Source organism: Pseudomonas sp. SD17-1 (assembly GCF_029201585.1).
Taxonomy (GTDB): Bacteria; Pseudomonadota; Gammaproteobacteria; order Pseudomonadales; family Pseudomonadaceae; genus Aquipseudomonas; species Aquipseudomonas palmensis.
This window is the reverse complement of the sequence record NZ_CP104044.1, coordinates 1893542-1920160: the sequence shown is the minus strand read 5'-3', so window position 1 is coordinate 1920160 and position 26619 is coordinate 1893542. Positions and strand designations below refer to the sequence as shown.

General features: G+C 67.5%; 14 protein-coding genes. 10 read left to right on the top strand and 4 right to left on the bottom strand.

The window, feature by feature from the left end; genetic code table 11:
- Window positions 1-6 precede the first annotated feature (6 nt).
- A complete protein-coding gene (locus tag N0B28_RS08670) occupies window positions 7-14298 on the bottom strand; it encodes a non-ribosomal peptide synthase/polyketide synthase (protein ID WP_275731499.1) in 14292 nt (4763 codons plus the stop codon).
- Between the two features lie 251 nt (window positions 14299-14549).
- On the opposite strand from N0B28_RS08670, the gene N0B28_RS08665 reads away from it, so the two are divergent.
- The 9 genes from N0B28_RS08665 to N0B28_RS08625 all read left to right on the top strand — a co-directional run bounded on the left by N0B28_RS08665 (window position 14550) and on the right by N0B28_RS08625 (window position 21883).
- On the top strand, window positions 14550-15512 hold the full coding sequence (locus N0B28_RS08665) for a siderophore-interacting protein (protein ID WP_275731497.1): 963 nt from the start codon (window positions 14550-14552) through the stop codon (window positions 15510-15512).
- A 198-nt stretch (window positions 15513-15710) separates the two neighbouring features.
- Complete coding sequence (locus tag N0B28_RS08660) at window positions 15711-16910, top strand: PepSY domain-containing protein (RefSeq protein ID WP_058542014.1); 1200 nt, start codon at window positions 15711-15713, stop codon at window positions 16908-16910.
- On the top strand, window positions 16907-17446 hold the full coding sequence (locus N0B28_RS08655) for a thiamine pyrophosphate-binding protein (protein WP_275731494.1): 540 nt from the start codon (window positions 16907-16909) through the stop codon (window positions 17444-17446). The genes N0B28_RS08660 and N0B28_RS08655 overlap by 4 nt, the downstream gene beginning before the upstream one ends.
- The gene (locus N0B28_RS08650) at window positions 17446-17784 is read left to right on the top strand and encodes a hypothetical protein (protein WP_043862411.1); all 339 of its coding nucleotides are present in this window, start codon (window positions 17446-17448) and stop codon (window positions 17782-17784) included. The genes N0B28_RS08655 and N0B28_RS08650 overlap by 1 nt, the downstream gene beginning before the upstream one ends.
- Window positions 17781-18359, top strand: a complete 579-nt coding sequence (locus tag N0B28_RS08645) for a DUF6162 family protein (protein ID WP_054915566.1) — start codon at window positions 17781-17783, stop codon at window positions 18357-18359. The genes N0B28_RS08650 and N0B28_RS08645 overlap by 4 nt, the downstream gene beginning before the upstream one ends.
- A 35-nt stretch (window positions 18360-18394) precedes the next feature.
- The gene (locus N0B28_RS08640) at window positions 18395-19321 is read left to right on the top strand and encodes a metal ABC transporter substrate-binding protein (RefSeq protein ID WP_043862409.1); all 927 of its coding nucleotides are present in this window, start codon (window positions 18395-18397) and stop codon (window positions 19319-19321) included.
- On the top strand, window positions 19318-20079 hold the full coding sequence (locus N0B28_RS08635; protein WP_058542016.1) for a metal ABC transporter ATP-binding protein: 762 nt from the start codon (window positions 19318-19320) through the stop codon (window positions 20077-20079). Before N0B28_RS08640 ends, N0B28_RS08635 begins: the two co-directional genes overlap by 4 nt.
- Window positions 20079-20978, top strand: coding sequence for a metal ABC transporter permease (locus N0B28_RS08630; RefSeq protein ID WP_043862407.1), 900 nt, complete (start codon window positions 20079-20081; stop codon window positions 20976-20978). Before N0B28_RS08635 ends, N0B28_RS08630 begins: the two co-directional genes overlap by 1 nt.
- Window positions 20975-21883 carry a zinc ABC transporter substrate-binding protein gene (locus N0B28_RS08625; RefSeq protein WP_043862406.1) on the top strand — a complete coding sequence of 303 codons (909 nt, stop codon included), beginning with the start codon at window positions 20975-20977 and terminating at the stop codon, window positions 21881-21883. The genes N0B28_RS08630 and N0B28_RS08625 overlap by 4 nt, the downstream gene beginning before the upstream one ends.
- 75 nt (window positions 21884-21958) lie before the next feature.
- On the opposite strand, the gene N0B28_RS08620 is transcribed toward N0B28_RS08625, so the two are convergent.
- Window positions 21959-23485: an MFS transporter gene (locus N0B28_RS08620; RefSeq protein ID WP_054915568.1), complete on the bottom strand. Its 1527-nt coding sequence runs from the start codon at window positions 23483-23485 to the stop codon at window positions 21959-21961.
- Between the two features lie 214 nt (window positions 23486-23699).
- Between N0B28_RS08620 and N0B28_RS08615 the strand changes: the two genes are divergently transcribed.
- Complete coding sequence (locus N0B28_RS08615; protein WP_043862404.1) at window positions 23700-24572, top strand: LysR family transcriptional regulator; 873 nt, start codon at window positions 23700-23702, stop codon at window positions 24570-24572.
- A gap of 15 nt (window positions 24573-24587) precedes the next feature.
- Here the strand turns inward: N0B28_RS08615 and N0B28_RS08610 are convergent, their stop codons facing one another.
- Both N0B28_RS08610 and N0B28_RS08605 read right to left on the bottom strand, forming a co-directional pair.
- Window positions 24588-26000, bottom strand: a complete 1413-nt coding sequence (locus tag N0B28_RS08610; RefSeq protein WP_275731484.1) for an aspartate aminotransferase family protein — start codon at window positions 25998-26000, stop codon at window positions 24588-24590.
- 125 nt (window positions 26001-26125) lie between these two features.
- A complete protein-coding gene (locus N0B28_RS08605; RefSeq protein ID WP_054915570.1) occupies window positions 26126-26599 on the bottom strand; it encodes a GNAT family N-acetyltransferase in 474 nt (157 codons plus the stop codon).
- Window positions 26600-26619 lie beyond the last annotated feature (20 nt).

Genomic DNA, 26619 nt, shown 5'->3' with positions numbered 1-26619 from the left:
TACCCCTTAAGAAATCAGCTCATCAAGTTCCTCCGTAGTTAGACGTTTGAGTGCCTCCAGGGATTTAGCCAATTGCGCCTGAAGTGGATCAATTCCAAGGTTTTTTTCCTCGAGGCTGCGCACGAACTCCCCCAGCTCGGGGTATTCGAACAGGTCCTTGAGTGCCGCCTCGATGCCCAGCACTTCGCGCAGCCGCACCATCACCTGGGTTGCCAGCAGCGAGTGCCCGCCCAGCTCGAAGAAGTTGTCGGTCAGGCCCACCTGCTCCACCTGCAGCACCTGCGCCCAGATCGCCGCCACCTGCTGCTCGCGCTCGCTGTGGGGCGCCACATAGGCCTGCTGCAACTGGTTGGCATCGGGCCTGGGCAGTGCGCGGCGGTCCAGCTTGCCGTTGCCGGTCAACGGCCAGGCCTCCAGGAACATCAGGTGTGCCGGCACCATGTAGTCCGGCAGCACGCCCTTGAGGTGCTCGCGCAGGCCGGTGCGCAGTGCGCTTTGCTGCGCCGCCTCCACCGGCCCGGCAGCCAGCAGGTAGGCCACCAGTTGCTTGCCGGTGGCGCCGTCGATATCCAGCACCACCGCCTCGCGGATCGCCGGGTGCTCCTGAAGCCTGGCCTCGATCTCGCCCAGTTCGATACGGAAGCCGCGGATCTTCACCTGATGGTCGATGCGACCCACGTATTCGATCACCCCGTCGCCGCGATAGCGCGCCAGGTCGCCGGTGCGGTACAGCCGCCCGCCCCCCTGCACGCTGCGGTCGAACGGGTCAGGCACGAAGCGCAGCGCGGTCAGCGAGGCGCGCTGGTGGTAACCGCGCGCCAGGCCGGCACGCCCCACATGCAGCTCGCCGTGGCAGCCCGGCGGGGCCAGGTTGAAGTCGCTGTCGAGCAGGTACCACGACAGGTCCGGGATCACCTCGCCGATCGGGCTCACACCGTCCTGCTGCAGGTCGGCCAGGCTCAGCGGCCGATAGGTCACATGCACCGTGGTTTCGGTGATGCCGTACATGTTGATCAGCTGTGGCTGCTGGTCGCCAAAACGCTCGAACCACGGCTTGAGGCTGGCCACATCCAGCGCCTCGCCACCGAACACCACATAGCGCAGCGCCAGCGCTGAAGGGTTGGCACAGGCCACCGGGATCAGTTGCTTGAACGCCGACGGCGTCTGGTTCAGCACCGTGACCTGCTCGCGCACCAGCAGTGCATGGAAGTCTTCCGGCGAGCGCGCCACTTCACGCGGCACCACCACCGCCTTGGCGCCGTGCAGCAACGCGCCAAACAGCTCCCACACCGAGAAGTCGAAGGCGTAGGAGTGGAACACGCTCCACACATCGCTGGCGTCGAAGTCGAACCAGTGCTGCGTGGCCGCGAACAGGCGCATCACGTTGTGGTGCGGCAGCAGCGTGCCTTTGGGCTTGCCGGTCGAGCCGGAGGTGTAGATCACGTAGGCCAGGTTGTCCGGCGTGGCGAGATTGACCGGCGCGGCAGTGCTGTAGCCCTCAAGCCATGCAGCGCCGCTCTCGAGGATCACGCGCTCGACCGATGCAGTAGCAGGCAACTCCAGGTGCGCCTGGGTCAGCAGCAGCTTGATGCCGCTGTCCTCGATCATGTAGGCCAGACGATCCTGCGGGTACTCCGGGTCCAGCGGCACATAGGCGCCGCCGGCCTTGAGAATGCCCAGCACGCCGACCACCATCTCCAGGCTGCGCTCCACCGCCAGGCCGACCAGTACATCCGGCCCCACGCCCTGTTCGCGCAACTTGTGCGCCAGCTGGTTGGCACGCTGGTCGAGCGCGGCATAGCTGAGCGACTGCTCGCCGAAGGCCACCGCGATGGCTTGCGGGGTCCTGTTCGCCTGCGCCGCGATGTGCTGGTGAATGCACGGCCCGGGCGCGTGCTCCGCCTCGACCGGGTTCCACGCCTGCACGATGCGCGCCTGTTCCTGGCCATCCAGCAACGCCAGTTCGGCAATGCGCTGCTGCGGCTGCTCGACGATACCCTGCAGCAACTGTCGCCAGTGGCTGGCCAGGCGCTGGATGCTCGCCTCGTCGAACAGGGCGGTCGCGTAGTTCAGCTTGGCGCCGAGCCCGTTCGCCTGCTCGACGGTCTCCAGGGTCAGGTCGAACTGTGCAGTGCCCTGCTCCCACGCCAGGCTCTCCACGGTCAGGCCCGGCAAGCTGTGACGCGCGCCGTTGACCTGGCTCTGGTGGCTGTACATCACCTGGAACAACGGCGTGTGGCTGAGGCTGCGCTGGGGATGCAACGCCTCCACCAACTGCTCGAATGGCAGGTCCTGATGGCCCTGCGCGGCCAGCGCCGTGCGCTGTACCTGCTGCAGCAACTGGGCAAAGGTGGTGTGCGAATCGAACTCGGCCTTGAGCACCTGGGTGTTGACGAAGAAGCCGATCAGGCGCTCGGTCTCCAGCCGGGTACGGTTGGCGATCGGCACCCCGACACGAATGTCATCCTGCCCGGTGTAGCGATGCAGCAAGGCCTGGAAGCTGGCCAGCAGCAACATGAACAGCGTCACGCCCTGGGCCTTGGCCAACTGCTCCAGCGCGCTGGCCAGCGAAGGGTCGAGTTCGATGCCCAGGTTGGCCCCGGCATGGCTTTGCGTGGCGGGGCGCGGCCGGTCGGTGGGCAACTCCAGCAACGCCTGGCCACCCGCCAGCTGCGTGGTCCAGTAGGCCAGTTGGCGGGCCTGCTCACCGGCCTCCATCCACTGGCGTTGCCACACCGCGTAGTCGGCGTACTGGATCGCCAGCGCCGGCAACTGCAGCGGCTGGCCCCGGCGATGGCCTTCGTAGAACTGGATCAGTTCCTCGACCATCACCGGCATCGACCAGCCATCGGAAACGATATGGTGCAAGGTGAGCACCAGCACATGCTCGCCCTCGGCCAGGGCCAGCAGCTTGACGCGCAACAGCGGCCCCTGCTGCAGATCGAACACGCGACGGGTTTCGGCCTCCACCAGCATCTTGACCCATGCCTGCGCATCGGCACCGGCCGGCACGCCGACCTGCTCGACCTGCAGGGTGAATGGCGCGGGTGCATGGATCACCTGCACCGCCTGACCATCGGCCTGGCTGAAAGTGGTGCGCAAGGTCTCGTGACGTTCGATCAGCGACGTGAAGCTGGCCTGCAGGGCATCGATGTCCAACGCGCCCTTAAGGCTCAGTGCCAGCGGCATGTTGTAGGCCGTGCTGTGGGCATCCAGCTGCCAGAGGAACAGCTGGCGTTGCTGGGCATACGACAGCCGCAGTGGCTGATTGCGCGCCACGTGCCGGAAGGCCGGCGCCGTGGCACGGCTGGCGCCCTGCACATCGGCGATGAAGTCGGCCAGCAGCGGTGCCTCGAACAGCGCACGCAAGGGCAGTTCGACCTCCAGTTGCTGGCGTAGACGCGACACCACCTGGGTCGCCAGCAGCGAGTGCCCGCCCAGCTCGAAGAAGTTGTCGTTCAAGCCCACCTGCTCGACCTTGAGCACCTGCGCCCAGATCGCCGCCACCTGCTGCTCGAGCACACTGACCGGTGCCACGAACTGCTGCTGCACCTGGCTGGTATCCGGTGCCGGCAGGGCCTTGCGGTCCAGCTTGCCGTTGGGGTTGAGCGGCAGTGTGTCGAGGAACACGAAGTACGACGGCACCATGTACTCGGGCAGCATCGCCTTGAGGTGGTCACGCAGCGCACCGCGCAACTCGGCCTGCCCTGCCCCGCTGGCCACCACGTAGGCCGCCAGCTGCTTGCCGCCCAGGCCCTGCACAGCGAGCACCACTGCCTCGCGCACGGCGGCATGCGCCTGCAGCGCGATCTCGATCTCGCCCAGCTCGATACGGAACCCGCGAATCTTGACCTGATGGTCGGTACGCCCGACGTATTCGAGTACCCCGTCGGCACCATGGCGCGCCAGGTCGCCGCTGCGGTACAGGCGCCCGCCACCCTGCACACTGGTGTCGAACGGATCGGGCAGGAAGGTCGCCGCGGTACGCCTGGCATCGCCCAGATAACCGCGCCCCACACCGATGCCGGCCACGAACAGCTCGCTGATGGCGCCGTTGGGCACCGGGTCGAGGTTGCCGTTGAGCAGGTACAGGCGGTTGTTGTCGGTGGCCACGCCGATCGGCAGGCGAATCCCCGTGGTCGAGGCCGGCAGGACGTTGAACAGCGCCACGTCGTCGGAACACTCGGCCGGGCCATAGGCGTTCACCAGGCCCACCTCGGGATAACGCTGCACCCAGCGCCGCGCCAGCTCCGGCGCCAGCGCCTCGCCGGTGGTCAGCAGCCAGCGCAGCCGACCCAGTTCCTGGCCGGGGCTGCCCAGTTGTTCAAGCTCGTCGAGCATCACCTGCAATAACGACGGCACGCTCTCGAGCAGGGTGATGCCGCGCTCGCGAACGTAGCTGAGCAACGCCCGCGGGTCATGCGCAATGCGGTTGGGCACGATATCCACCTGCGCGCCGAACAACGGCGCGGCCAGCAGCTGCCAGACCGAAATGTCGAAGCTCTGCGAGGCGGTCTGGGCGATCACGTCCGCGTCGTCCAGTTGCAGGTAAGGCACCTTGCTCAACTGGTTGTTGAGCATGCCGCGCTGCTCCACCTGTACCCCTTTGGGCGTGCCAGTGGAGCCGGAGGTGTAGATCAGGTAGGCCAGCGCTCGCCCGCCCGTATGGCGACCGGGGTAATCGATCGGCACGTCCACCGGCGGCAGTGCATCGTCGATCAGCAGCGTCGCTCGGCGAGCCTCGGGCAGCAGGGCCAGCAGGCCCTGGGCACGGGCCGCGAAGTCGCTGCTGGCCAGCAGTACCGGCGCACCGGCCAGGGCCAGCACCTCGGCCAGGCGCTGGTCGGGCAGTTGCGGGTCCAGCGCCAGGTAGGCACAGCCGGCCTTGAACACCCCCACGGCCATGCCCAGTAGCTCCAGATTACGCTCGCTGAGCATCGCCACCGGCTGGTCCGGCTTGGCCCCGGCGGCCATCAGTGCCTGCGCCACCCGGCTGGCGTGCGCGTCCAGCTCGCGGTAGGTCCATGCCTGCGTTTCGCAGCGCGCCACCACCTGCTCGGGGTGGGCCGCCAGTTGCGCCTCGAACAGGTTCACATACCCGGCCTCCAGCGGGTATTCGGCCAGGGCCTCGGGCTGTTCATGCACCTTGGCCAGCTCCGGCGCGCCCACCAGGGCCAGCTCGTCGAAGCGACCATGAAAGCCCTCGGCCAGGGCCAGCAGCAGGCGACGGAAGTCTTCCAGCAGCGCGGCAATGGTGGGCTCGTCGAAGTAGCTCTGGTCGTAGGACAGGTGCAGGCCCAGCTCGTCGCCGGGGTAGATCACCACTGTCAGCGGGTAATTGGTGTGGGTTCGCGACGTGGAACCGGCCACGTTGAGCTGCTGCGCATTGCTCAGCACCTTGCTTTCCATCGGCGCGTTTTCATACACCAGCAGGCTGTCGAAGATCGGGTGCCCCGCTTCTACCGCACTGCACGCCTGGATCTGCACCAGCGGCAGGTACTCGTATTCGCGCAGGGTGAAGTTCTTCTCGAACAGGCGCTGCAGCCAGGCCTTCACGCTCAGGTCGTCACCGGCCTGCGGAATGTCCACGCGCAGCGCGATGCTGTTGATGAACAGCCCCACGGTGCTCTGCATCTCCGGGCGATTGACCGGGCGGCCCGCCACCGTCACCCCGAACAGTACGTCGTGCAGGCCGCTGTAGCGGTGCAGCACCAGCGACCAGGCAGCCTGGGCGAAGGTGTTGACGGTGATCTGATTGCGCTGGGCCAGTTCATGCAGCAGGCGCCCCTGCTCGGGGGCCAGGTACACGTAGTTGTCGCCGATGCCGGCCGACTCGCCATCGCCCTTCTTGCGGTCGAACGGCAGCGCGGTGACTTCGCTGAAGTCCTGCAGCTCTTCGCGCCACATTGCCAGCGCGGCCTGCTCGTCCTGTTGCTGCAACCAGCCGATGAAGCTGCCGAAGCGCTCGGCGGCCGGCAGGGTCTGACCGTTGTAGAAGGTGAAGAAGTCTTCGAACAGCTGCGAGTGGCACCAGGCATCCAGCAGGATGTGGTGGTTGCTGAGGATGAACCAGTAATGGTCGGTTTCACGGCGGATCAGACGCACCCAGATCGGCGGCTGCTCCAGCAGCCTGAAGCCCTGGTCGCGCTCATCGCGCAGCAGCGCCTGCAACGACACCTCCTGCTGCTCAGGCGTCTGCTCGCTCCAGTCCAGGAAGCTCACGCTCAACTGCGCCTGGCGGTGCACGATCTGCAGCATCTGGCCATCACGGTCGAGGCTGAACGAAGTGCGCAGCGGTTCGTGACGCTGCGCCACCGCACGCCAGGCCGCGGTGAAGCGCTCGAAGTCGATGGGGCTGCGGATGCTCTTGCGCGCCTGCATGAAGTAGATGCCCGAATGCGGGTCCATCAGGGTGTGCAGCAGCATGCCCTGCTGCATCGGTGACAGCGGGTAGATGTCTTCGATGTCGCGCGCGGCAACCGGCAACTCGTCCAGGCGTGCCTGGGTCAGGCCGGCAATCGGGAAGTCCGATGGGGTCAGGCCGAAGCTGTCTGGCCGGACGCAATGCGCGATGAGCGCCTTGAGCTCTTCGGCATACGCCTGGGCCAGGGCCTGGATGGTCGGTTCGTCGAACATGCGGCGGCTGAAGCTCCAGCCCAGTTTCAATTCGCCGCCATACACCTGGCCATTGATCGCCAGCCAGTTGCCCAGCGGCGACTCGGGGCTCTGGTTGGCCCCGGCGTGCTCGCTGGCCGGGGTGAAGAAGGCGTCCTGGCCGTCTTCGGCAAAGCTGCCATCGAACTGGCCCAGGTAGTTGAAGGTGATACGCGGCACCGGCAGCGCGGCCAGTGCTTCGCGGGCCTGCGCGTCACCCAGGTAGCGCAGCGCACCGAAGCCGATGCCTTTGTCCGGCACCGCACGCAACTGTTCCTTGATGCGCTTGATCGAGCCATCGAGGCTGTCGGTGGGGCTCAGCTTGACCGGGAACATGCTGGTGAACCAGCCCACTGTGCGGGTCAGGTCCACGTCATCGAACAGGTCTTCGCGACCATGCCCTTCGAGCTGGATCAGTACCTCATCACGCTCGGTCCAGCGTGCGATCACCCGCGCCAGGGCGGTCAGCAGCAGGTCGTTGACCTGGGTGCGGTAGGCGGCCGGGGCCTGTTGCAGCAACTTGCGGGTGGTGGCCGCGTCGAGCACGGTGTGGGCCGTGGCCAGATGCACGCCCTGCAGCGAACCCTGCGGATGGTCGCACGGCAGTTCGGCGCTGACGCCCGCCAGCTCGGCGGTCCAGTACGCCAGTTGCGGTTGCAGGGTGGCGGCATGGGTTTGCAAACGTTGCGCCCAGGCCTGGGTCGAGCTGGTCTTGGCCGGCAGGGTCACGGCCTGTCCGGCAGCCAGTTGCGTGTAGGCCGTTTGCAGGTCCTCCAGCAGAATGCGCCACGACACGCCATCGACCACCAGGTGGTGGATCGCCAGCAACAGGCGCTGACTGCCATCGGGCAGGGTCGCCAGTACCGCACGCAGCAGTTCACCGCGTTCGAGGTTCAGGCTGCGCTGGGCCTTTTCGCACAGCGCCTGCAACGCCTCGGCGTGTTCTGCCGCAGCCGCCCACACGATGGTCTGTTGCTGGGCCACGGCACCGTAGTGCGCGGCCCATTGGCCGTCGGCCTGGAGGCTGTAGTTCAGGCGCAGCGCATCGTGCTGGGTGGTCAGCGCCTGCAACGCCTGCTCCAGTGTCTGCGCCTGCAATGTCTGGCCGGGCTTGAGCAGCACAGCCTGGTTCCAGTGGTGCTGTTCGGGCATCTGCGCGCCGAAGAAATACTGGTGCACCGGCAGCAGCAGCGCCTGGCCGCTGGCAGCGCCCTGGTCGATCTGGCGGGCCTGCTCGCCCTGGCGCGCCACCGACGCCAGGCCCTGCACGGTCTGATGCTGGAACAGCTCCTTGGGGCTGAAATGGATGCCGGCCTGGCGCGCGCGGCTGACCAGCTGGATGGAGATGATCGAATCGCCGCCCAGTTCGAAAAAGTTGTCGGTAACGCCCACCTGCTCGACCTTGAGCACGCCCGCCCAGAGGGCGGCGAGCTGATGTTCCAGGTCGCTCTGCGGCGCCACGTAGGCCTGTTGCAGCAGGCTGGCGTCCGGTTTGGGCAGCGCCTTGCGGTCGAGCTTGCCGTTTGGGGTCAGCGGCAAGGCGTCGAGCACGATCAGGTGCGCCGGTACCATGTAGTCCGGCAGCACTGCTTTGAGGTGTTCACGCAAGGTGTTGCGCAGCTCGGTGTGCTGCTGCGCATCCGGCGCGGCCACGGGCACCAGGTAGCCGGCCAGCTGTTTGCCGCTGGGGCCGGGGATGTCGACGACCACCGCTTCGCGCACCTGCGGGTGCCCCTGCAGACGGGCCTCGATCTCGCCCAGCTCGATACGAAAGCCGCGAATCTTGACCTGATAGTCGATGCGCCCCAGGTAGTCGACCAGGCCGTCGGCGCGCACCCGCGTGAGGTCGCCACTGCGGTACACGCGCGTGCCGTCGGCGGCGAACGGGTCGGGTACGAAGCGTTCGGCGGTCAGGCCGGGGCGGTCCAGGTAACCGCGTGCCACGCCCTGCCCGCCCAGGTACAGCTCACCGGCAAGGCCGTTGGGCAAAAGGTTCAGCTCGGCGTCCAGCACATAGGCCGTGCGGCGCCCCACCAGGCTGCCGATGGGCGCGTAGGCGGCGCCACAGGTATCGCCTTCACGGGCCTTCCACAGCAGCGGCGTTACCACTGTTTCGGTCGGGCCGTAGCCGTTGACGATGTACTGCGGGCGCAACACACGCCAAGCCAGTGCATAGCTCGCCTGCGGCACGGCATCGCCGCCAAAGCAGTAGATGCGCACGGCCGGCGGGTTGCCGGCCTGTTCGACATGCTCGGCCACCTGCTGCAGGTATACCGGCGGCAGCGCAGTGACAGTCACGCCCTGCTCGCGCATCACCTGGCAGGCCTGCTCCGGCGACCACAGCTCGTCGCCGCGCAGCAGCAGGCGGGCGCCGTGGCTCAGGGCGGTCAGCCAACGCTCGTGGGCACCGTCGAAGGCCAGCGACATGAACTGCAGCTCGCAGTCGCGCGGGGTCATTTCATAGCGCTCGCCGATGGCCAGCACGTGCGCCACCAGCGGGCCATGCGCCACCGCCACGCCCTTGGGCTGGCCGGTGGAACCGGAGGTGTAGATCACGTAGGCCAGGTTGCCTTCGTTCAGCGCCACCTGCGGCGTGGTGTCGGCCCGCTCCTGCCAGGCCTGGGGCTGGTCCACCAGCAAGGTCGCCATCGCGCCGGGCAGCGCCAGCTGGTCGAGCACGTCGTGCTGGGTCAGCACCAGTGCAGCCTTGCAGTCCTCGATCATGTAGTGCAGACGGTCCTGCGGGTAGGCCACGTCCAGCGGCACATAAGCACCCCCGGCCTTGAGCACCGCCAGCAGGGCCACCACGGTGTCGACCGAGCGGCGCAACGCCACGGCCACGCGCACCTCGGGGCCTACGCCCAGTTCAATCAGGTGATGCGCCAGGCGATTGGACTGGGCGTTCAGTTGCGCGTAGGTCAACTGGCGCCCTTCGCAGAGCACCGCCACCGCGTTCGGCGTCAGTGTCGCGTGGTCTGCGATCAACTGGTGAACCTGGCGCTGGCTCGACTGCTGGCCGGGCTGCCACTGGCCGAGGATCTGCCGGCGCTCGTCGGCGCCCAGCAGGCTCAGTTGCGCCAGGCGCTGACGCGGGGCCTGGCAGATGCCTTCGAGCAGGTTCTGCCAGTGCGCGGCCATGCGCTGGATGCGCGCGGCGTCGAACAGGTCGGTGCAATAGTTGAAGGTGGCCACCAGCCCGCTGGCGCGCTCGAAGGTGTTGAGCGAGATATCGAAATGCGCGGTCTGCTCGACCAGGTCGATTTCCTCGACGTGCAGGCCGTGCAGGCTGTCGGCCGAGACCTGGCCGCCAACGTCGCGCAGGTGGTTGTACATCACCTGGAACAGCGGGTTGTAACCCAGCCCGCGCTCGGGCTTGAGTTCATCGACCAGTGCGTCGAACGGTACGTCCTTGTTGGCCTGGGCCTGCAAGGCAGTGTCCTTGACGGCCTCCAGCAACTGGCTGAAGGTCAGCGCCGGGTCGATGCCCACCCGCGCCACCAGGGTGTTGACGAAGAAGCCGATCAGCCCTTCGAGCTCCAGGCGATTGCGGTTGGTGACCGGGATACCGATGTTGACCTTGGGCTTGCCGCTGTAGCGTGACAGCACGATGGCAAACGCCGCCAGCAATACGTGGAACAGCGTGGCGTTGTGCTGCACCGCCAGTTCGCGCAGGCCGCTGGCCAGCGTGTCCGGCAGGCGGATGTCGATACGCCCGCCCTGATGGCTCTGCTCCTTGGGTCGGCTACGGTCGGCCGGCAGTTCGAGCACCGCGAAGTCATCTTCGAGCTGGTCCTTCCAGTACTCGAGCTGGGCCTGTTGCAGCCCCTGGGCCAGACGCTTGCGCTGCCAGGCGGCGTAGTCGGCGTACTGCACCGGCAGCGCCTCCAGGTGCAGCGGCTCGCCGCGCACACGGGCGTTGTAGGCGTTCGCCAGCTCGCGCATCATCACCCCCATCGACCAGCCGTCGGAGACGATGTGGTGCAGCATCAGGCCCAGCACATGCTCGTCACCGGCGCACTTGAACAGGCTGACGCGCAGCAGCGGGCCGTGCGCCAGGTCGAACGGGGTGGCGGCCTCTTCGTCCAGGCGCTGCATCAGTGCCTGTACAGGCTCGGCGCTGAGGTCGTGAATCGCGATGGCCAGCGGCGCAGGCGGCAATACGCGCTGCCACGGCATGCCGTCGCGCTCGTCGAACACGCTGCGCAGCGACTCGTGGCGACCCACCAGCGAATCGAAGGCCGACTGCAGGGCCGACAGGTCCAGCGCGCCGTGCAGACGCACAGCCAGCGGCGTGTTGTAGGCCGCGCTGTGCGGGTGCAGCTTCCAGAACAGCCACTGGCGGTACTGGGCATGCGAAACCGCCAGCGGCGCGCTGCGGTCCAGTACCTCGAAGTCGGCTTGCGTTACCGGCGCCAGGGCTTGCGCCACGTCGGTGAAGGCCAGCAGGTCGGCGCTGTCGAACAGCGCGCGCAGCGGGATATCCAGGCCCAGTTGCTTGCGCACCCGCGAGACCACCTGGGTGGCCAGCAGCGAGTGTCCGCCCAGGGCGAAGAAGTTGTCGTCCAGGCCCACCTGATCCATGTGCAGTACTTCGGCCCAGATCTGTGCCACCACTGCCTGCAATGGTGTCTGCGGCGCACGGTAGGTAGTCTGTGCCGCTGCCGGCTGCGGCAGGGCCTTGAGGTCGAGCTTGCCGTTGGCGGTCACCGGCAGGCGTTCGAGCAACGACAGGTGGGTGGGCACCATGTGTTCGGGCAGGGCCTGCTTGAGCGCGGTGCGGCTGGCATCGAGCAGGGCCTGCTGCGCGGCATCGCCGTGTGGCGCGTCAACCGGCACCAGGTAAGCGGCCAGTTGCTGCGCCTGGCCCTCGCCCACCACACGCACCACGGCAGCACGAATGCCGGGCAACTCGCGCACGCGACTCTCGATTTCTGCCAGTTCCACACGATAACCGCGAATCTTGACCTGACCGTCCATACGCCCGGCGAACAGCAGTTGCCCCAGGCCGTTGCGACGCACCCAGTCGCCGGTGCGGTACAGGCGCCCGCCGGCAGCGTCATCCGGGTCGGGCACAAAGCGTTCGGCGGTCAGCCCGGCACGCCCCAGGTACCCCCGGGCCAGCCCGGCCCCGGCGATGTACAGCTCGCCTCGCGCCGCGCCTGGCACCTGCTGCAGGCAAGCATCGAGCACCTTCACGCGAAGGTTGTCCAGCGGCGTGCCCAGCACCGGCTGGCCATCCATTGCATGGGTCAGCACACCCACGGTGGTTTCGGTGGGGCCGTAATGGTTGATCACCGCAAGCGTCGGGGCCAGCCCCGCGATGCGTTGCAGCAGAGCAGGCGTGCAGGCTTCGCCGCCGAGGATCAGGCACTGGCGGGGCAACGCTGCTGAACCTGCAGGCAGCATGGCCTCCAGGTGCGAAGGCACGATCTTCAGCGCATCCACCGCGTGCTCGTGCAGGTAGCGGGCGAAAGCGTCGGCATCCAGCACCGTCTGCTTGTCCAGCAGATGCAGGGTCTTGCCGCTGCACAGTCCACCGAACAGCACGGTGTGGCCCAGGTCGGCGGCAGGCGTGGTAACCATCGCCAGGCTCCGGATGGCCTGCATCGGCAGGCGTCGACCGACCCCGCGCACGTAGTTGGCCAGCGCGCCATGGCTGATGCCGACACCCTTGGGCCTGCCGGTGGTGCCGGAGGTGTAGATCACATAGGCCAGGTTGTCCGGCGCGACCGCCACTACCGGCGCGGCAGCGTCGGGGTACACGGCATCGGCGTGCATCAGGTGTACCTGCACCGGCAATGTTTCTGCCCAGGTCGAAGCGGCCAGCACCACGCGCACGTTGCTGTCAGCCAGCATGAAGTCGAGCCGCTCGCGCGGCTGCTCGGGCTCCAGTGGCAGGTAGGCGGCGCCTGCCTTGAGCACAGCCAGGATGGCCACCAGCATGTCGATGGAGCGGTCGGCAACCACGCCGACCCGCTCGTCCACCTGCACCCCGGCCTGGCGCAACGCCGCAGCCAGTGCGTCGCTGCGCTGGCACAGAGTGGCATAGGTGATCTGCCGACCGGCGCTGATGGCCGCGATGCCCTGCGCAGTGGCTGCGCCCGCCTGCTCGATCAGATGATGGATGCAGGTGTCGTCCAGCGCGAGGGCCGGCGTGTCGATGTGCGGGGTACCGGCGACCAGCAGCGGCAGCTCACCGACGGCACACGACGCGTCCGCCACCAGGCCTTGCAGCAATTGCACCCAATGCTCGCCCATGGCGACGATGGTGGCCGCATCGAACAGGTCCAGCGCATAGGTGAAGGTGGCGTGCAGGCGACCGGCGCTTTCGTAGGTGTCCAGCGCCAGGTCGAAACGCGCGCTGTGCTTGTCCAGCGCGACCTTCTCCAGGGCCAGGCCCGAGCGGGTGGTGATCTGCGCGGCATCGGCGATGTTGGCCTGGTGGTTGAACAGCACCTGGAACAGCGCGCCCTGGTTGGCGCTGCGTGGCAGATCAAGCGCTTCGACCAGGCGCTCGAACGGCAGGTCCTGATGAGCCTGGGCGCCGACAGCGGTGTGCTTGATGCGCTGCACCAGCTCGGCCACGTCGATCAGCGGGTCGATATCGGTGTGCAGCACCTGGGTATTGATGAAACAGCCGATCAGGCCCTCGACCTCGGCGCGGTTGCGGTTGGCCACCGGCACCCCGACGCGGATCGCGCGCTGGCCGCTGTAGCGTTGCAGCAGCAGCTTGAAGCCGCCCAGCAACACCATGAACAGCGTTGCGCCCTGGGCGCGGGCGAGGCTGCGCAACTGCTCGGCCAGCGCCGGCTGCACTTCGAAGGCATGTCGCGCCCCGCGCTGAGTCGGTATGGCCGGACGCAGGTGGTCGAACGGCAGCGCCAGCGGCGCATGGTCGTCACCGAGCTTTTCGCGCCAGTAGCCAAGCTGGCGTTCCTGCTCGCCGGCCTCCAGCCAGCTGCGTTGCCACAGCGCGTAGTCGCGGTACTGGATCGGCAGCTCGGGCAGGGCCGCTTCGCCCGAACTGCTGGCGGCGTCGTAAAGGCGGATGAACTCGTCGATCAGCACGTTCAGCGACCAGCCGTCGGCGACGATGTGGTGCAGGGTCAGCAGCAGCACGTGCTCGCACGCGTCGAGCCTGAGCAGTTGCACGCGCAGCAGCGGACCGTTGCCCAGGTCGAAGGGGCTGCCGGCATCGGACTCGACCCGTGCGCCGACTTGTGTTTCGCGGTCTGCGGGTGCGAGATGGCTCAGGTCATGGGTGACGATCGTGACCGGTGTGGGCGGCAGAACGCGCTGACGGACCTGCCCGTCGCCCTGTTCGAACAGCGTGCGCAGGGTTTCATGGCGAGCCACCAGCGCATCGAAGGCCTGTTGCAGGGCATGGTTGTCGAGTTCACCCTTGAGGCGCACGGCCATCGGCAGGTTGTAGGCGGCGCCTTGCGGATCGAGCTGCCACAGGAACCACATGCGCCCTTGCGCGTAGGACAGGCCGTCGCGCTCGCTGCTGGTGGCGTTGGCCGGGATCGGGAACTGCGAGAAATCGACGCCCTCCTTGCGCAGTGCTTCCAGGAACAGCGGACGCTTTTCGGTTGGCAGTTCAATAAAGCGGCGAGCGAGTTTCAGCGAGTCTTGGGCATTCATGCAATGCGTCCTTGTCGATAGGATGCGGGACCACAAGGTCCAGTCGTATCCACAAGAACGAAGCAGGTGCAGGGTGATTTAGGCTGTGAAAGCGCCGGCGCATGCGTTGGCCAGCAAGGCTGGCGCCTGCATAGCGTGCACACGGCACATGCAACGTGCCGGGGCCTGCGGAACTGGAGTGGCCAGCCCCCTAATTTCCCCCCGTCTTCCCTCGTCTCCAAAGAGAACCCGCTGCAAGAAAGGCCTATGCCATGTCCACCGCCTCCTCCCTGACCCGCGCCATCGGGCGCGGCCTGCGCAAGCTGGCCGGCGCACAGCCCGAGCGCGCCTACCGCCTGTTCGATGTCACCCTCAAGCAACGCATCCAACTGAGCCCGTCGCTGAGCCGCCTGGTGTTCACCGGCCCGGACGTGGCCCGGATGCACACCCTGGCTGCCGATCAACGCGTCAAGCTGTTCTTCCCCGCCGCCGACGGCAGCCCGCCCGAACTGCCCAACGACCTGCACTGGAACGAAGCCCGCCGCGCCCTGGCCGAGGCCAGCCGCCCGCCCATGCGCACCTACACCATCCGTGCCCTGCGCCGCGAACAGGCCGAGGTGGATATCGATTTCGTACTGCACGGGGTCAACGGCCCCGCCTCGGCCTGGGCCACCCACGCCCGCACAGGCGACCGTCTGCAGATCCTGGCACCCAACCTGGCCTTCGCCGGCGACCCCGGGGGCTACGAATGGAACCCGCCCGCTGGGGTGCGCAACATTCTGCTGGTGGGCGATGAAACCGCCTTGCCAGCCATTGCCGGCATTCTCGAAACCCTCGCCGGGCAAGATGACCCGCCCCAGGTCGAAGCCTATGTAGAGGTGCCGCTGCAACAGGACTGCCTGGCCCTGCGCTGCAATGCCAGCACCACCTTGCACTGGCTGCCACGCGACCAGCAACAGCGTATCCAGGGCCAGGCCATGGTGCATGCCGTGACCCAGCTGGCCACCCTGCCCGCCAGACGCCCGCCCGCCGACACGCGCCTCGAGGAGGTGGACATCGACCAGCAGATCCTCTGGGAACGTGCCAGCGCCAGCCACCAGAGCTTCTACGCCTGGGTGGCCGGGGAATCGGCTGCGGTGATGCAGATCCGGCGCTTTCTGATCAACGAACAGGGCCTGGACCGCAACGCGCTGACCCTGATGGGCTACTGGCGCGCCGGGCGTACGTTCGAGTAGCGCCAGCGGGGTTCAACAGGGCTCCCGGCGGCAGGCCGGGAGCCTTGGAAACATTTGCTTGCATTTTTTAGTGCAGGATTTCTGCTTCTCATTCGTCCTAACAATTACCACTGCACCCTTTCGAGCGAGCCTGAGCCCAGACACCCCGTGCTCCGGAACCTCATGCTCACCACACTCCGAATCGAAGTTGCCTGCCCAATGTCGAAAAAGTCACGTTCAAAACTCTGGTTTCTGGTCCACAGCTGGCTAGCCCTGCCGATCTGGTTCTTCGTGCTGATCGTCTGCTTCACCGGGACGCTGGCCGTGGTCAGCCAGGAAATCGTCTGGCTGGCGCAGCCCGAGGTCCGCGCCTCCAAACCCGACGGCGACCCGCCGATGCTGGGCTTCGACCAGGTGCGCGCCGCCGTCGAGGCCGCGCAGCCGGGGGTGTATGTCAGCACCATCGTGCGCCCGGACGAATCGCATTTCGCCCTGACCGTCAGCGTCACCTACCCCGACTCGCGCTCCACCACGCTCTACGTCAACCCGTACACCGGGGTGGTCCAGGGCGAGGCGGCGCAGTTCAACTTCCAGGCCTTTACCCGCGCCCTGCACGGCTGGTGGCTGGTGCCGTTCACCAATGGCTACAGCTGGGGCTGGTACCTGGTGTCGCTGCTGGGGCTGCCGATGTTGGCCTCGCTGGTCACCGGGCTGGTGGTGTACAAGCGCTTCTGGAAGGGCTTTCTCAAGCCGACCCTGCGCCTGAAGCACGGTGCGCGGATTTTCTGGGGCGACTTCCACCGCCTGAGCGGGATCTGGTCGATCTGGTTCATCGCGGTCATCTCGATCACCGGTACCTGGTTCCTGATCCAGGCGATTCTGTTCGACAACCAGATCTCGATTTCCAGCAACCAGGTGCTGCCGGTGATCGCCCGCGAGAACGTGCCCACCGCGCCCGCCGGCCAGCCGGCCCCGGTGCTGAGCCTGGATGCCATCGAAAAGATCGCCATCGACAAGATCCCGGGGCTGGACGTGAGCTTCATCAGCCTGCCGAGCAACGCCTACAGCCACACCGAAGTGGGTGGGCGCAGCTGGTACCCGCTGATGTTCCAGACCGCATCGGTCAACCCCTACAGTGGCGTGGTCGAGGCCCATGAGCTGCTGTCCGACCGCAGCAAGCTCGAATTCGTCACCGAGTCGATGCGCCCGTTGCATACCGGCGATTTCGGCGGTATCTGGATCAAGCTGATCTGGTTCGTGTTCGGCCTGCTGCTGAGCATGATGGTGCTCAGCGGCCTGCTGATCTGGACCAAGCGCACCGCCATCGCCACGGCCACCGCCCTCAAGCGCAGCGAAAAACCGGCACGCGCCAAGCGCGCCGCCGCTGCCACCCCTACCCCTTCGGAGAGCCAGGCATGAGCAAGGCAATCGCTGCACAACCGCCTTCGCGCCTGCGCCAGTTCTGGCTGAAGTGGCGCTTTCACATCAACGTCCTGCTATTGCTGGTACCGCTGGGTTTCATGCCCAAGTACTTCGCCGATGTGGCCTTGTTTCGCGGTGACGTGGGCCTGGGCGAACGCGAGATCGGCGAGGTCCAGGTCGGCCCCTGGAGCCTGAAGCTGGCCGAGCTGCGCAACGAGGCGCCGCGCCAGGACGGGCCGGCCGGCTACATGAAGAGCTTCAACGCCAGCCTGTGCGAAGCCTGTATCCCACAGGTCAAGGCCACCTACCTGCGTATCGGCAAGCCGCGCAGCCTGCGCGCCGCCGGCGGAATCTTCTTCGGTTCCCCTTACCGCATGGGCGCCACGGTGCCGGTGCCGCTCAAGACCAGCCCCGACGCCGAACTGTGGGTGACCATGGAAGGCTGGGACGGCAGCATGCACCAGGGTTCGGTCCCGCTCAGCAAGGCCTCGCCAAGCACTGTCGCCTGGCTTCAAAAACAAGGAGGCAAATGATGCCTGTTTCTGACCTGCTGCGTCGCCTGGGTGGCGCGGCACTGCTCACTTCGCTCGCCACCTTCAGCAACCTGGCGCTGGCCCACAACCCGATCTGCGAATGCAAGCAGATCGAAGGCGGCCAGATCCAGTGCACCGGCGGCTTTTCCGACGGCAGCGGCGCCCCCGGCGTAACCCTCGACGTGATCGGCTACGACGAAAGCATCCTGGTACCCGGCAAGCTGGGCGAAGACTCCAAGCTCACCTTCAAGCGCCCCGATGCCGAGTTCTACGTGCTGTTCGACGCAGGCCCCGGTCATGTGGTGGAAATCGACCAGGCCGACATCGAGGCACCATGAGCACCCCGACCACGACCCAGACCATCCGCCCGGCCGGTGCCGGCCATGAAACGCTGTATGTGCTGCTGTTCTGCGCCCTGGTGCTGCTGGTGGCCGGCGCGGTGGTCAGCTGGCGCGGTGAAACCACCGAAACCAGCGAAGTGGCGGCCCATCAGTTCGATGCGCGCCGCGACCTCACGGCCGGCGAGCAAGGGGTGTACGCCGACCTGCGGGTTACCCTGGAGGAGATCCAGCTGCGTCAGCAGGAAGAACAGCGCCTGCCCACCCCGGCCGAGCTGGATGCCGAGGGCTACGCCCCGTTCGCCCGCGACGCCAGCGCCGTGAGCCGTGGCGGCCACACCTGGCAGTTGCTCGAAGGCGGCGCCTACCTGGGGCTCAGCCAGGCCAGCGAAGTGGCCGGCTCGTTCCTGATGCGCCTGGGCGCACAGCCCGACAGCCCGGCCGATATCTGGCTCAACCGCAGCACCGACCTCACCGCCCCCCACGACCTCAGCGACGCCGCCTTGAGCGCTGCGGGCTGGCAACAGGTCGTCGCGCAATTCGATGCCGGGGTCACTCGCCAGCATCGGCACTGAACCCACGGATACACCTGAGAGAAGACCGCCTGCCCATGTCTATTTCATCGTTTCTGGTCAACCGCCGACGCATCCTGGCCGGCGTGCTCGCCCTGTGCCTGGCGCCCCTGGCGCACGCCGAAGAGGCCAAGCGCCTGCGTATCGGCATCACCCTGCACCCCTACTACAGCTACGTGGCCAACATCGTCGGCGACAAGGCCGAGGTGGTGCCGCTGATTCCGGCAGGCTTCAACCCGCACGCCTACGAGCCACGCGCCGAGGACATCAAGCGCATCGGCACGCTGGACGTGGTGGTGCTCAACGGCGTGGGGCATGACGATTTTGCCGACCGCATGATCGAGGCCAGCGAAAAGCCTGGCGTGGCCACCATCGAGGCCAACGCCAACGTGCCGCTGCTGGCGGCCACCGGCATCGCCGCACGCGGCGCGGGCAAGGTGGTCAACCCGCACACCTTCCTGTCGATCAGCGCCTCGATCGCCCAGGTCAACAACATCGCCCGCGAGCTGGGCAAGCTCGACCCGGCCAACGCCAAGGCCTACACCGCCAATGCCCGCGCCTATGGCAAGCGCCTGCGCCAGCTGCGTGCCGAGGCCCTGGCCAAGCTCACCAGCGCGCCCAATGCCGACCTGCGCGTGGCCACCGTGCACGCGGCCTACGACTACCTGCTGCGTGAATTCGGCCTGGAAGTCACCGCCGTGGTCGAGCCCGCCCATGGCATCGAACCGAGCCCCAGCCAGCTGAAGAAGACCATCAACCAGCTGCGCGACCTGGACGTGAAGGTGATCTTCTCGGAGCTCGACTTCCCGTCCACCTATGTGGACACCATCCAGCGTGAGTCCGGCGTGCGCCTGTACCCGCTGTCGCACATCTCCTACGGCGACTACAGCGCCGAAAAGTACGAAAAGGAGATGACCAGCAACCTCGATACCGTGGTGCGCGCGATCCAGGAGGCCGGGGCATGAGCGCCATCGAGCCGATCACCCTTGCCAGCCAGGGCCCCGGCGTGGAGTTCGACGCCGTTGGCCTGACCCTGGGCCGCACCACCATCCTCGACCAGGTGAGCTTCAAGGTGCGCCCTGGCAGCGTGCATGCGCTGGTGGGGCCCAACGGCGGCGGCAAGAGTTCGCTGATCAAGACCCTGCTCGGCCAGATGCCCCACCACGGCCGCCTGAACCTGCACTGGGCCGGCGCCCCCGGTTGCATCGGCTACGTGCCGCAGGCCCTGGAATTCGACCGTGGCCTGCCGATGACCGTGGACGACTTCATGGCCGCCATGTGCCAGCGCCGCCCGGCGTTCCTGGGGCTGTCGCGCCACTACGCGGCGAGCATCGGCCAGGCGCTGGAGCGCGTGGGCATGCAGGACAAGCGCAAGCGGCGCATGGGCGCCCTCTCCGGCGGCGAGCGCCAGCGCGTGCTGCTGGCCCAGGGGCTGATTCCGGCGCCGCAACTGCTGGTGCTGGACGAACCGATGTCGGCGCTGGATGAAGCCGGCATCCGCATCTTCGAACAACTGCTGCTGGACTGGCGCGCCAGCGGCACCACCGTGCTGTGGATCGAACACGACCTGGAGGCGGTGAAACGCCTGGCCGACCACGTCACCGGCCTCAACCGGCGCATCCTTTTCGACGCGCCGCCCGAGCAGGCCCTGCGCCCGGAGGCGCTGCTGCAACTGTTTTCCACCCACCCGCGCAGCGCTGCGGTGACCGGGAGCCACGCCTGATGAACTATGAAGAATTTCGCCTGATGATCCAGGGCCTGGCGTCCTCGGGCTACCTGCCCGAAGCCCTGGCCTATGGCTTCGTGGTCAACGCGCTGCTCGCCGGCCTGCTGATCGGGCCGGTGCTGGGCGGGCTGGGCACGCTGGTGGTGGTCAAGCGCTTTGCGTTCTTCTCCGAGGCGGTGGGCCACGCGGCCCTGACCGGGGTGGCCATCGGCATCCTGCTCGGCGAACCCTATACCGGCCCCTACGGCAGCCTGTTCGGCTACTGCCTGCTGTTCGGCGTGCTGCTCAACTACCTGCGCAACCGCACCGGGCTGGCCCCGGACACCCTGATCGGGGTGTTCCTGTCGGTGTCGCTGGCGCTGGGCGCAAGCCTGCTGCTGATACTGGCGGGCAAGATCAACGTGCACATCCTGGAGAACGTGCTGTTCGGCTCGGTGCTGACGGTCAACGGCAACGACCTGCTGGTGCTGGCCATCGTCGGCGCGCTGGTGCTGGGCCTGAGCCTGCCGCTGTACAACCGCATCATGCTGGCCAGCTTCAACCCGCAGCTGGCGGCAGTGCGCGGGGTGGCAGTGAAGACCCTGGACTACCTGTTCGTGGTGCTGGTGACGCTGATCACCGTGGCCGCGGTTAAGGTCATCGGCGCGATCCTGGTGGGCGCACTGCTGGTGATCCCGGCCGCTGCCGCCCGCCTGCTGAGCCAGTCGCTCAAGGGGTTTTTCTGGACCTCGGTGGTGATCGCCACCCTCAGCACCCTGAGCGGCATCCTGCTGCCGATCGTGTTCGACCTGCCGCTGCCCTCGGGCGCCGCGATCATCCTGGTCGCCGGCATGGCCTTCGCCCTGGCCGCCATCGCCCGTGGCACCCTGCCCAGCCTGAAAGGAAACATCGGATGAAGCCGACATTTCGCCAACTGACCCTGGTACTGGCCCTGAGCGGCGCCTTCAGTGTTGCCGCACAGGCCGCCGAAGCCGCGCGCCCGGTGCAGGTACTGGCGTCCCTGCCCATCACCTACGGCCTTGGCCAGTTGCTGCTCGACGGCAGCGAGGTGAAGCTGCAACGCGCCGCCGCGGCCAACCTGCCCGGCTCGCGTCAGACCGCCTACTTCAGCGGGCGTGGGGCGCCGGCCCTGCAGAAGCTGGCCGTGAACGCCGATGCGGTGATCGGCCTGCGCTCGGTATGGGCGGACGACCCGCTGTACCCGATGGCGCGGCGCAGCAATATCCGCATCGTTGAAGTGGATGCCGCACGCCCGGTGGATGGCAGCCTGCCCGGCATTGCGGTGCAGCCGGGGGCGCCAAAGGACGGCCTGAACAGCCAGCCGTGGCTGTCGAGCAACAACCTGGGGCGCATGGCCGACGTGACCGCCGCCGACCTGGTGCGCCTGGCGCCGGCCGCCAAGCCGAAAATCGAGGCCAACCTGGCCACGCTCAAGCAGCAGTTGCTCAAGCTCAGTGCCGACAGCGAAGCGCGCCTGGGCGAAGTCGACAACCTCAGCGTGGTAAGCCTGTCGGAGCGCTTCGGTTACCTGATCGGCGGGCTGAACCTGGAGCAGGTGGCCTACAGCGTACCCGCCGAAGACCAGTGGACCCCCGAGGCACTGCAACAGCTGACCGCCCTGCTCAAGGACAACGACGTGGCGCTGGTGCTCGACCATCGCCAGCCGAGCGAGGCGGTAGCTGCGGCAGTCGCCAAGGCCGGCAGCCGCCTGCTGGTGCTGGAGGGCGGCGGCGAAAATCCGGTGAGCGAACTGCAGGGCAGTATCGATGAAGTGATCAAGGCACTCGCCGCGAAGGCCTGAAGGTCGGCAAAAACAAAGCCCCAGTGCGCAACGCCTGGGGCTTTTCAGTTGCGCCGAACGCCAGCGTGCGCGCGATCAGCGCGCCGGCAGCGGTTGCGGCACCGGCAGCGGCCTGCCAAGCAGCACACCGACCACCACGGCGAACACCAGCGCCGCCACCCCGGCGCTTTGCAGCACCGTCTCGAAGCCGCCGATGAAGGCGTGCTGCGCCAGCGGCGCGAGGGTTTCGCGCAGTGCCGGGTCGACCATAGCCAGCGCTGCCGGCAGGTCACCGGCGGCAACCCGGGTGGCCATGTCGCCGACCTTGTCCAGTTGCCCAGGCGCCACCCCTGCCACCGCCTCGCGCAGCAACTGCCCGCTGCGCGCCGCCAGGATGCCGCCCAGAATGCCGATGGCCAGCACGATGGCACCAAAGCGCGTGGTAGTGCTCAGGCCCGAGGCCATGCCGGTGCGCTCGCGCGGCACGCAGGCCATGATGTTCTTCTGCGTGTCGCCGTTGAGCAGCCCGGCCCCGGCGCCCAGCACGATGCTGGCCAGGGCGAAGCTCAGGTAGCCGCCATAGCTGGCCGCCGCGCCGCACAGTAGGTTGCCCGCGCCCACCAGCAGCAGGCCCAGGGCGAACACCTGGGCGCTGCTCAACCGCGCCGACAGGCGCATGCCCAGGCGCGGGGTCAGCAGCATCGCCAGGGCAAACGGCAGCATGCCCGCGCCGGCGGCCAAGGCCGACAGTTGCAGGCCGTTCTGCAGGTACAGCGGCAGCAGGGTCATCATCACCTGGGCGCAGGCGGCGTAGGCGAACATGCCCAGCAATGCACCGATGAAGCGTGCGCTGCGCATCAGTTGCAGGTCGATCATCGGCCGCGCCTGATTGCGCTCCACCAGAATGAACAGGCCGAACAGGAACGCTGCGATCACCAGGCGCCCAAGGGTCTGGGCACTGCCCCAGCCGACCTGGTTGGCATCGATCAGCGCCCAGATCAGGTAGCCCAGGCTGCCGGCGAAGGTCAGGCTGCCAAACGGGTCCAGCCGCGCGGCGGCGCTATCGCGGGACTCCTCGACACTGCGCCGCACCATCACCGCCAGCACCGCCACCAGCGGCAGGTTGATGTAGAAGATCCAGCGCCAGCCCAGGGTGCTGGCGATCAGCCCGCCCAGCAGCGGCGCGAAGGTGATGGTCGCGCCCATGCACGCGCCCCAGAACGCCCAGGCCCGCATGCGCGCCTCGGGCTCGTGGAAGCGGTGGCCGATGGCAGCCAGTGCCGAGGTCAGCAGCAACGCCGCGCCCACGCCCTTGGCGGCCCGTGCGATGTCGAGAAACACCAGGGTGGGCGCCGCGCCGCAGGCCAGCGAGGCGAGGCCGAACAGGCCCAGGCCCAGCTGCAGCATGCGCCGGCGCCCGAAGCGGTCGGCCAGGCTGCCGGCGGGCAGCAGCAGTGCGGCGAAGGCCAGCAGGTAGGCGCTGACCACCCATTCGATGTCGGCGAACGAGCCGGACAGGTCGCGGGCGATGCTAGGCAGGCTGACGGCGACGATATTGGTGTCGAGGATGATCAGGGCGCACACGGCCGAAGCCGTGAACAGGGTGAAACGGGCGGAGGACATTGCAAGGCTCCCGTGCAAGGCGATCTGGGGCCAGTGTCGCGGTGTCCGAGCAGGCTGCCGCGACAGGGCCGGTGTAGCCACCGGATGCTCATAGGCGCAGCGGCTTTGCCGCCACGTCACGCATCTTGTAGTGTTACTACACATTACCGCCGCAACGGCCTGGCCTTGTTAGCCAGGATCGCCTGCGTCATTAGCCTGCAGCTAACGAGACCCCATGGAAATCCGCCATTTCCGCTATTTTCTCAGCGTCGCCCGCCTCGGCCACTTCACCCGCGCCGCCGAGCAACTGGGCATCGCCCCGCCGACCCTGAGCCGGCAGATCCAGGACATGGAAAGGCAGCTGGGTGTGCGCCTGTTCGAGCGCAGCCAGCGCGAGGTGTGCCTGACCGCCGCCGGCGAGGCGCTGCTGCCCGAGGCCGAACAGGCGGTGCGCCAGTTCGATGCCGCGCAGCTGGGCGCACAACGGGCCGGGCGCGGTGACGTGGGGCGTATCGAGTTGGGTTATGTGGCCTCGGCGGCCTTTTCGGGGCTGCTCCAGCAGCAGGTGACGCGCTTCAGCCAGTCGCACCCGGGGGTGGTGCTGAACATCCGCGAGCAACCCATGGCCGAGTCCCCCGCGCTGGTGCGTGACGGTGTGCTGGATATCGCCTACGTGCGCACGCCGATGGACCTGCCCGACGAACTGGTCGCGATGGACCTGCACGAAGAAGGCTTTGTCCTGGCCCTGCCGGCCAGCTCGCGGTTGAACGAGCTGCCGCAGATCATGGCCGCACGCCTGGCCACCGAAACCTTTATCTTGCCCGAGCAGATCTCCGGCACCCTGGCCGTCGCCGCCCAGGGTGGCTTCGTGCCGCGCCTGGGGCCGCAGCCGGGTAGCCTGGTGGCGGTCATCACCCTGGTTTCGCTGGGCCAGGGCGTGGCGCTGGTGCCCGAGTCGGTGCTGCAACACATCACCCTGCCGCAGGTCAGCTACCGGCGCATCGCCGACAGCCAACCCACCTCGTGCCTCACAGTGCTGCATCGGCGTTTCGAGAAGGCGCCCGCGGTGATGCGCTACATCGAGGCCCTGCGCAGCGGCCAGGGCTGATCGCACCCGCGCGCCTTACAGACGCTGCAGGGCCGCCGGCACGGCGCGGGCGAAGCGCTCGGCCACGTCGTCCACCTGCGCGACGGTAATGATCAGCGGCGGCAGAAAGCGCACCACGCAACCGTTGCGCCCACCCAGTTCGATGATCAGCCCGCGCTTGAGGCATTCGTTCTGGATCAGCGAGGCCAGCTTGCCGAACCCCGGCGCATGCCCCAGCGCATCGGCGGCCCCTTGCGGGTCCACCACCTCGACGCCGAGCATCAGCCCGCGACCGCGAATGTCGCCCAGGTGCGGGAAGTCGCGCTGCAGCACCGCCAGGTGCTCGCACAGCCGTGCGCCCATGGCCTCGGCGTGGGCGGCCACGTCGTGTTCCTTGAGATAACGCATCACTGCCGAGCCTGCAGCCATGGCCATCTGGTTGCCACGGAAGGTGCCGGCGTGGGCACCCGGCAGCCAGGTGTCGAGCCAGTCGCGGTACACCACCACTGCCAGCGGCAGGCTGCCGCCGATGGCCTTGGACAGCACCACCACGTCCGGCACGATGCCGGCGTGCTCGAAGGCGAACATCCTGCCGGTACGGGCAAAGCCGCTCTGGATCTCGTCGACGATCAGCGCCACGCCCGCCTGCTCGGTGATGCGCCGCACGCCGCGCAGCCAGTCGAGGTCGGCCGGGATCATGCCGCCCTCGCCCTGCACCACCTCGACGATCACCGCCGCCGGCAACTGCACGCCGCCTTCGGGGTCGCTCAGCAGGTTTTCCAGGTAGCGCAGGTTGACCTGCACGCCCTGCTCGCCGCCCAGCCCGAACGGGCAGCGGTAGTCGTAGGGGTATGGCAGGAACTGAACGCCGTTGCCCAGCAGCGCGCCCATCGGTTTCTTCGGCCCCAGGCTGCCCATCAGGCTCAGCGCGCCCAGGCTCATGCCGTGGTAGCCGCCCTGAAACGACAGCACCGTGCTGCGCCCGGTGGCAGTGCGTACCAGCTTGAGCGCGGCCTCCACCGCATCGGTGCCGGTCGGCCCGCAGAACTGGATCCGGGCCTGGGCGCTGAAGGCCGGTGGCAGCAGGCCGAACAGGTCCTGCACGAACTGGTCCTTTACCGGCGTGGTCAGGTCCAGGGTATGCAGCGGCAGGCCGTCGGCCAGCACCTGCTGGATCGCCTCGATCACCACCGGGTGGTTGTGGCCCAGGGCCAGGGTGCCGGCGCCGGCCAGGCAGTCGATGAACTGGCGGCCCTCGACGTCTTCGACGTAAAGCCCCTGGGCACGCTTGAGCGCCAGCGGAATGCGCCGCGGGTAACTGCGTGCATTGGACTCCTGCTGCTTCTGTCGCGTCAGCAGTGGCGAATCTTCGAAGTGATAAAGCGTTTCGCCAGGCTCGTCGGCTGAAGAAGCCGGCTGTGCCTGGGCAAGGCAGGTAGCGACTGACATCGGAAGTAACCCTCGCAAGCAAGCGGATGGTCCCGCCACGCGCCGATGGCCAGCGTTGTGTCGGGATGTGTACTCGCTTGAAAGACGCACCAACGCCCTGCGGATTTAGCGCGCGGGGCGGTCTTCTAGAAGGTTTTGTGCATCAGTTGCAGGTGCAGGCCATGAAATCCCAGCGCATCACCGCTGGGCGAATAACCCAGGCGTGCGAAAAAATCCTGGGCCGAGGCGGTGCTGTACAGCGATGCATGGGTACAGCCCCAGCGGCGCAAGGCGTGCTCCAGGTCCAGCACCAGTGCCCGACCGATGCCGCGCCCGGTGTGGTCGCGCTGCACGAAGCACTGGCAGATCTCGCCGCTGCGCAAGGCCAGCGCGGTAGCCACCGGGCGACCCTGCCAGCGCCCCAGGTTCAGGTACAGGGCCGGGTCGCCCAGCCAGTCGGTGATCTGCGCACGCTGCTTGCTGCGCGACCAGGCGTCGATCACCTGCAGGTCGCCGTGATGATCCTGGTCGGCTGCGGTGGCGATGCTCTGCTGCATCAGCCGCTCGATCAGGGCGGCCTCGGCCGGCCGGGCCCTGGCAATGCGAATCCGTTCGTCCATGAGTACTCCCTGGTGCTGTG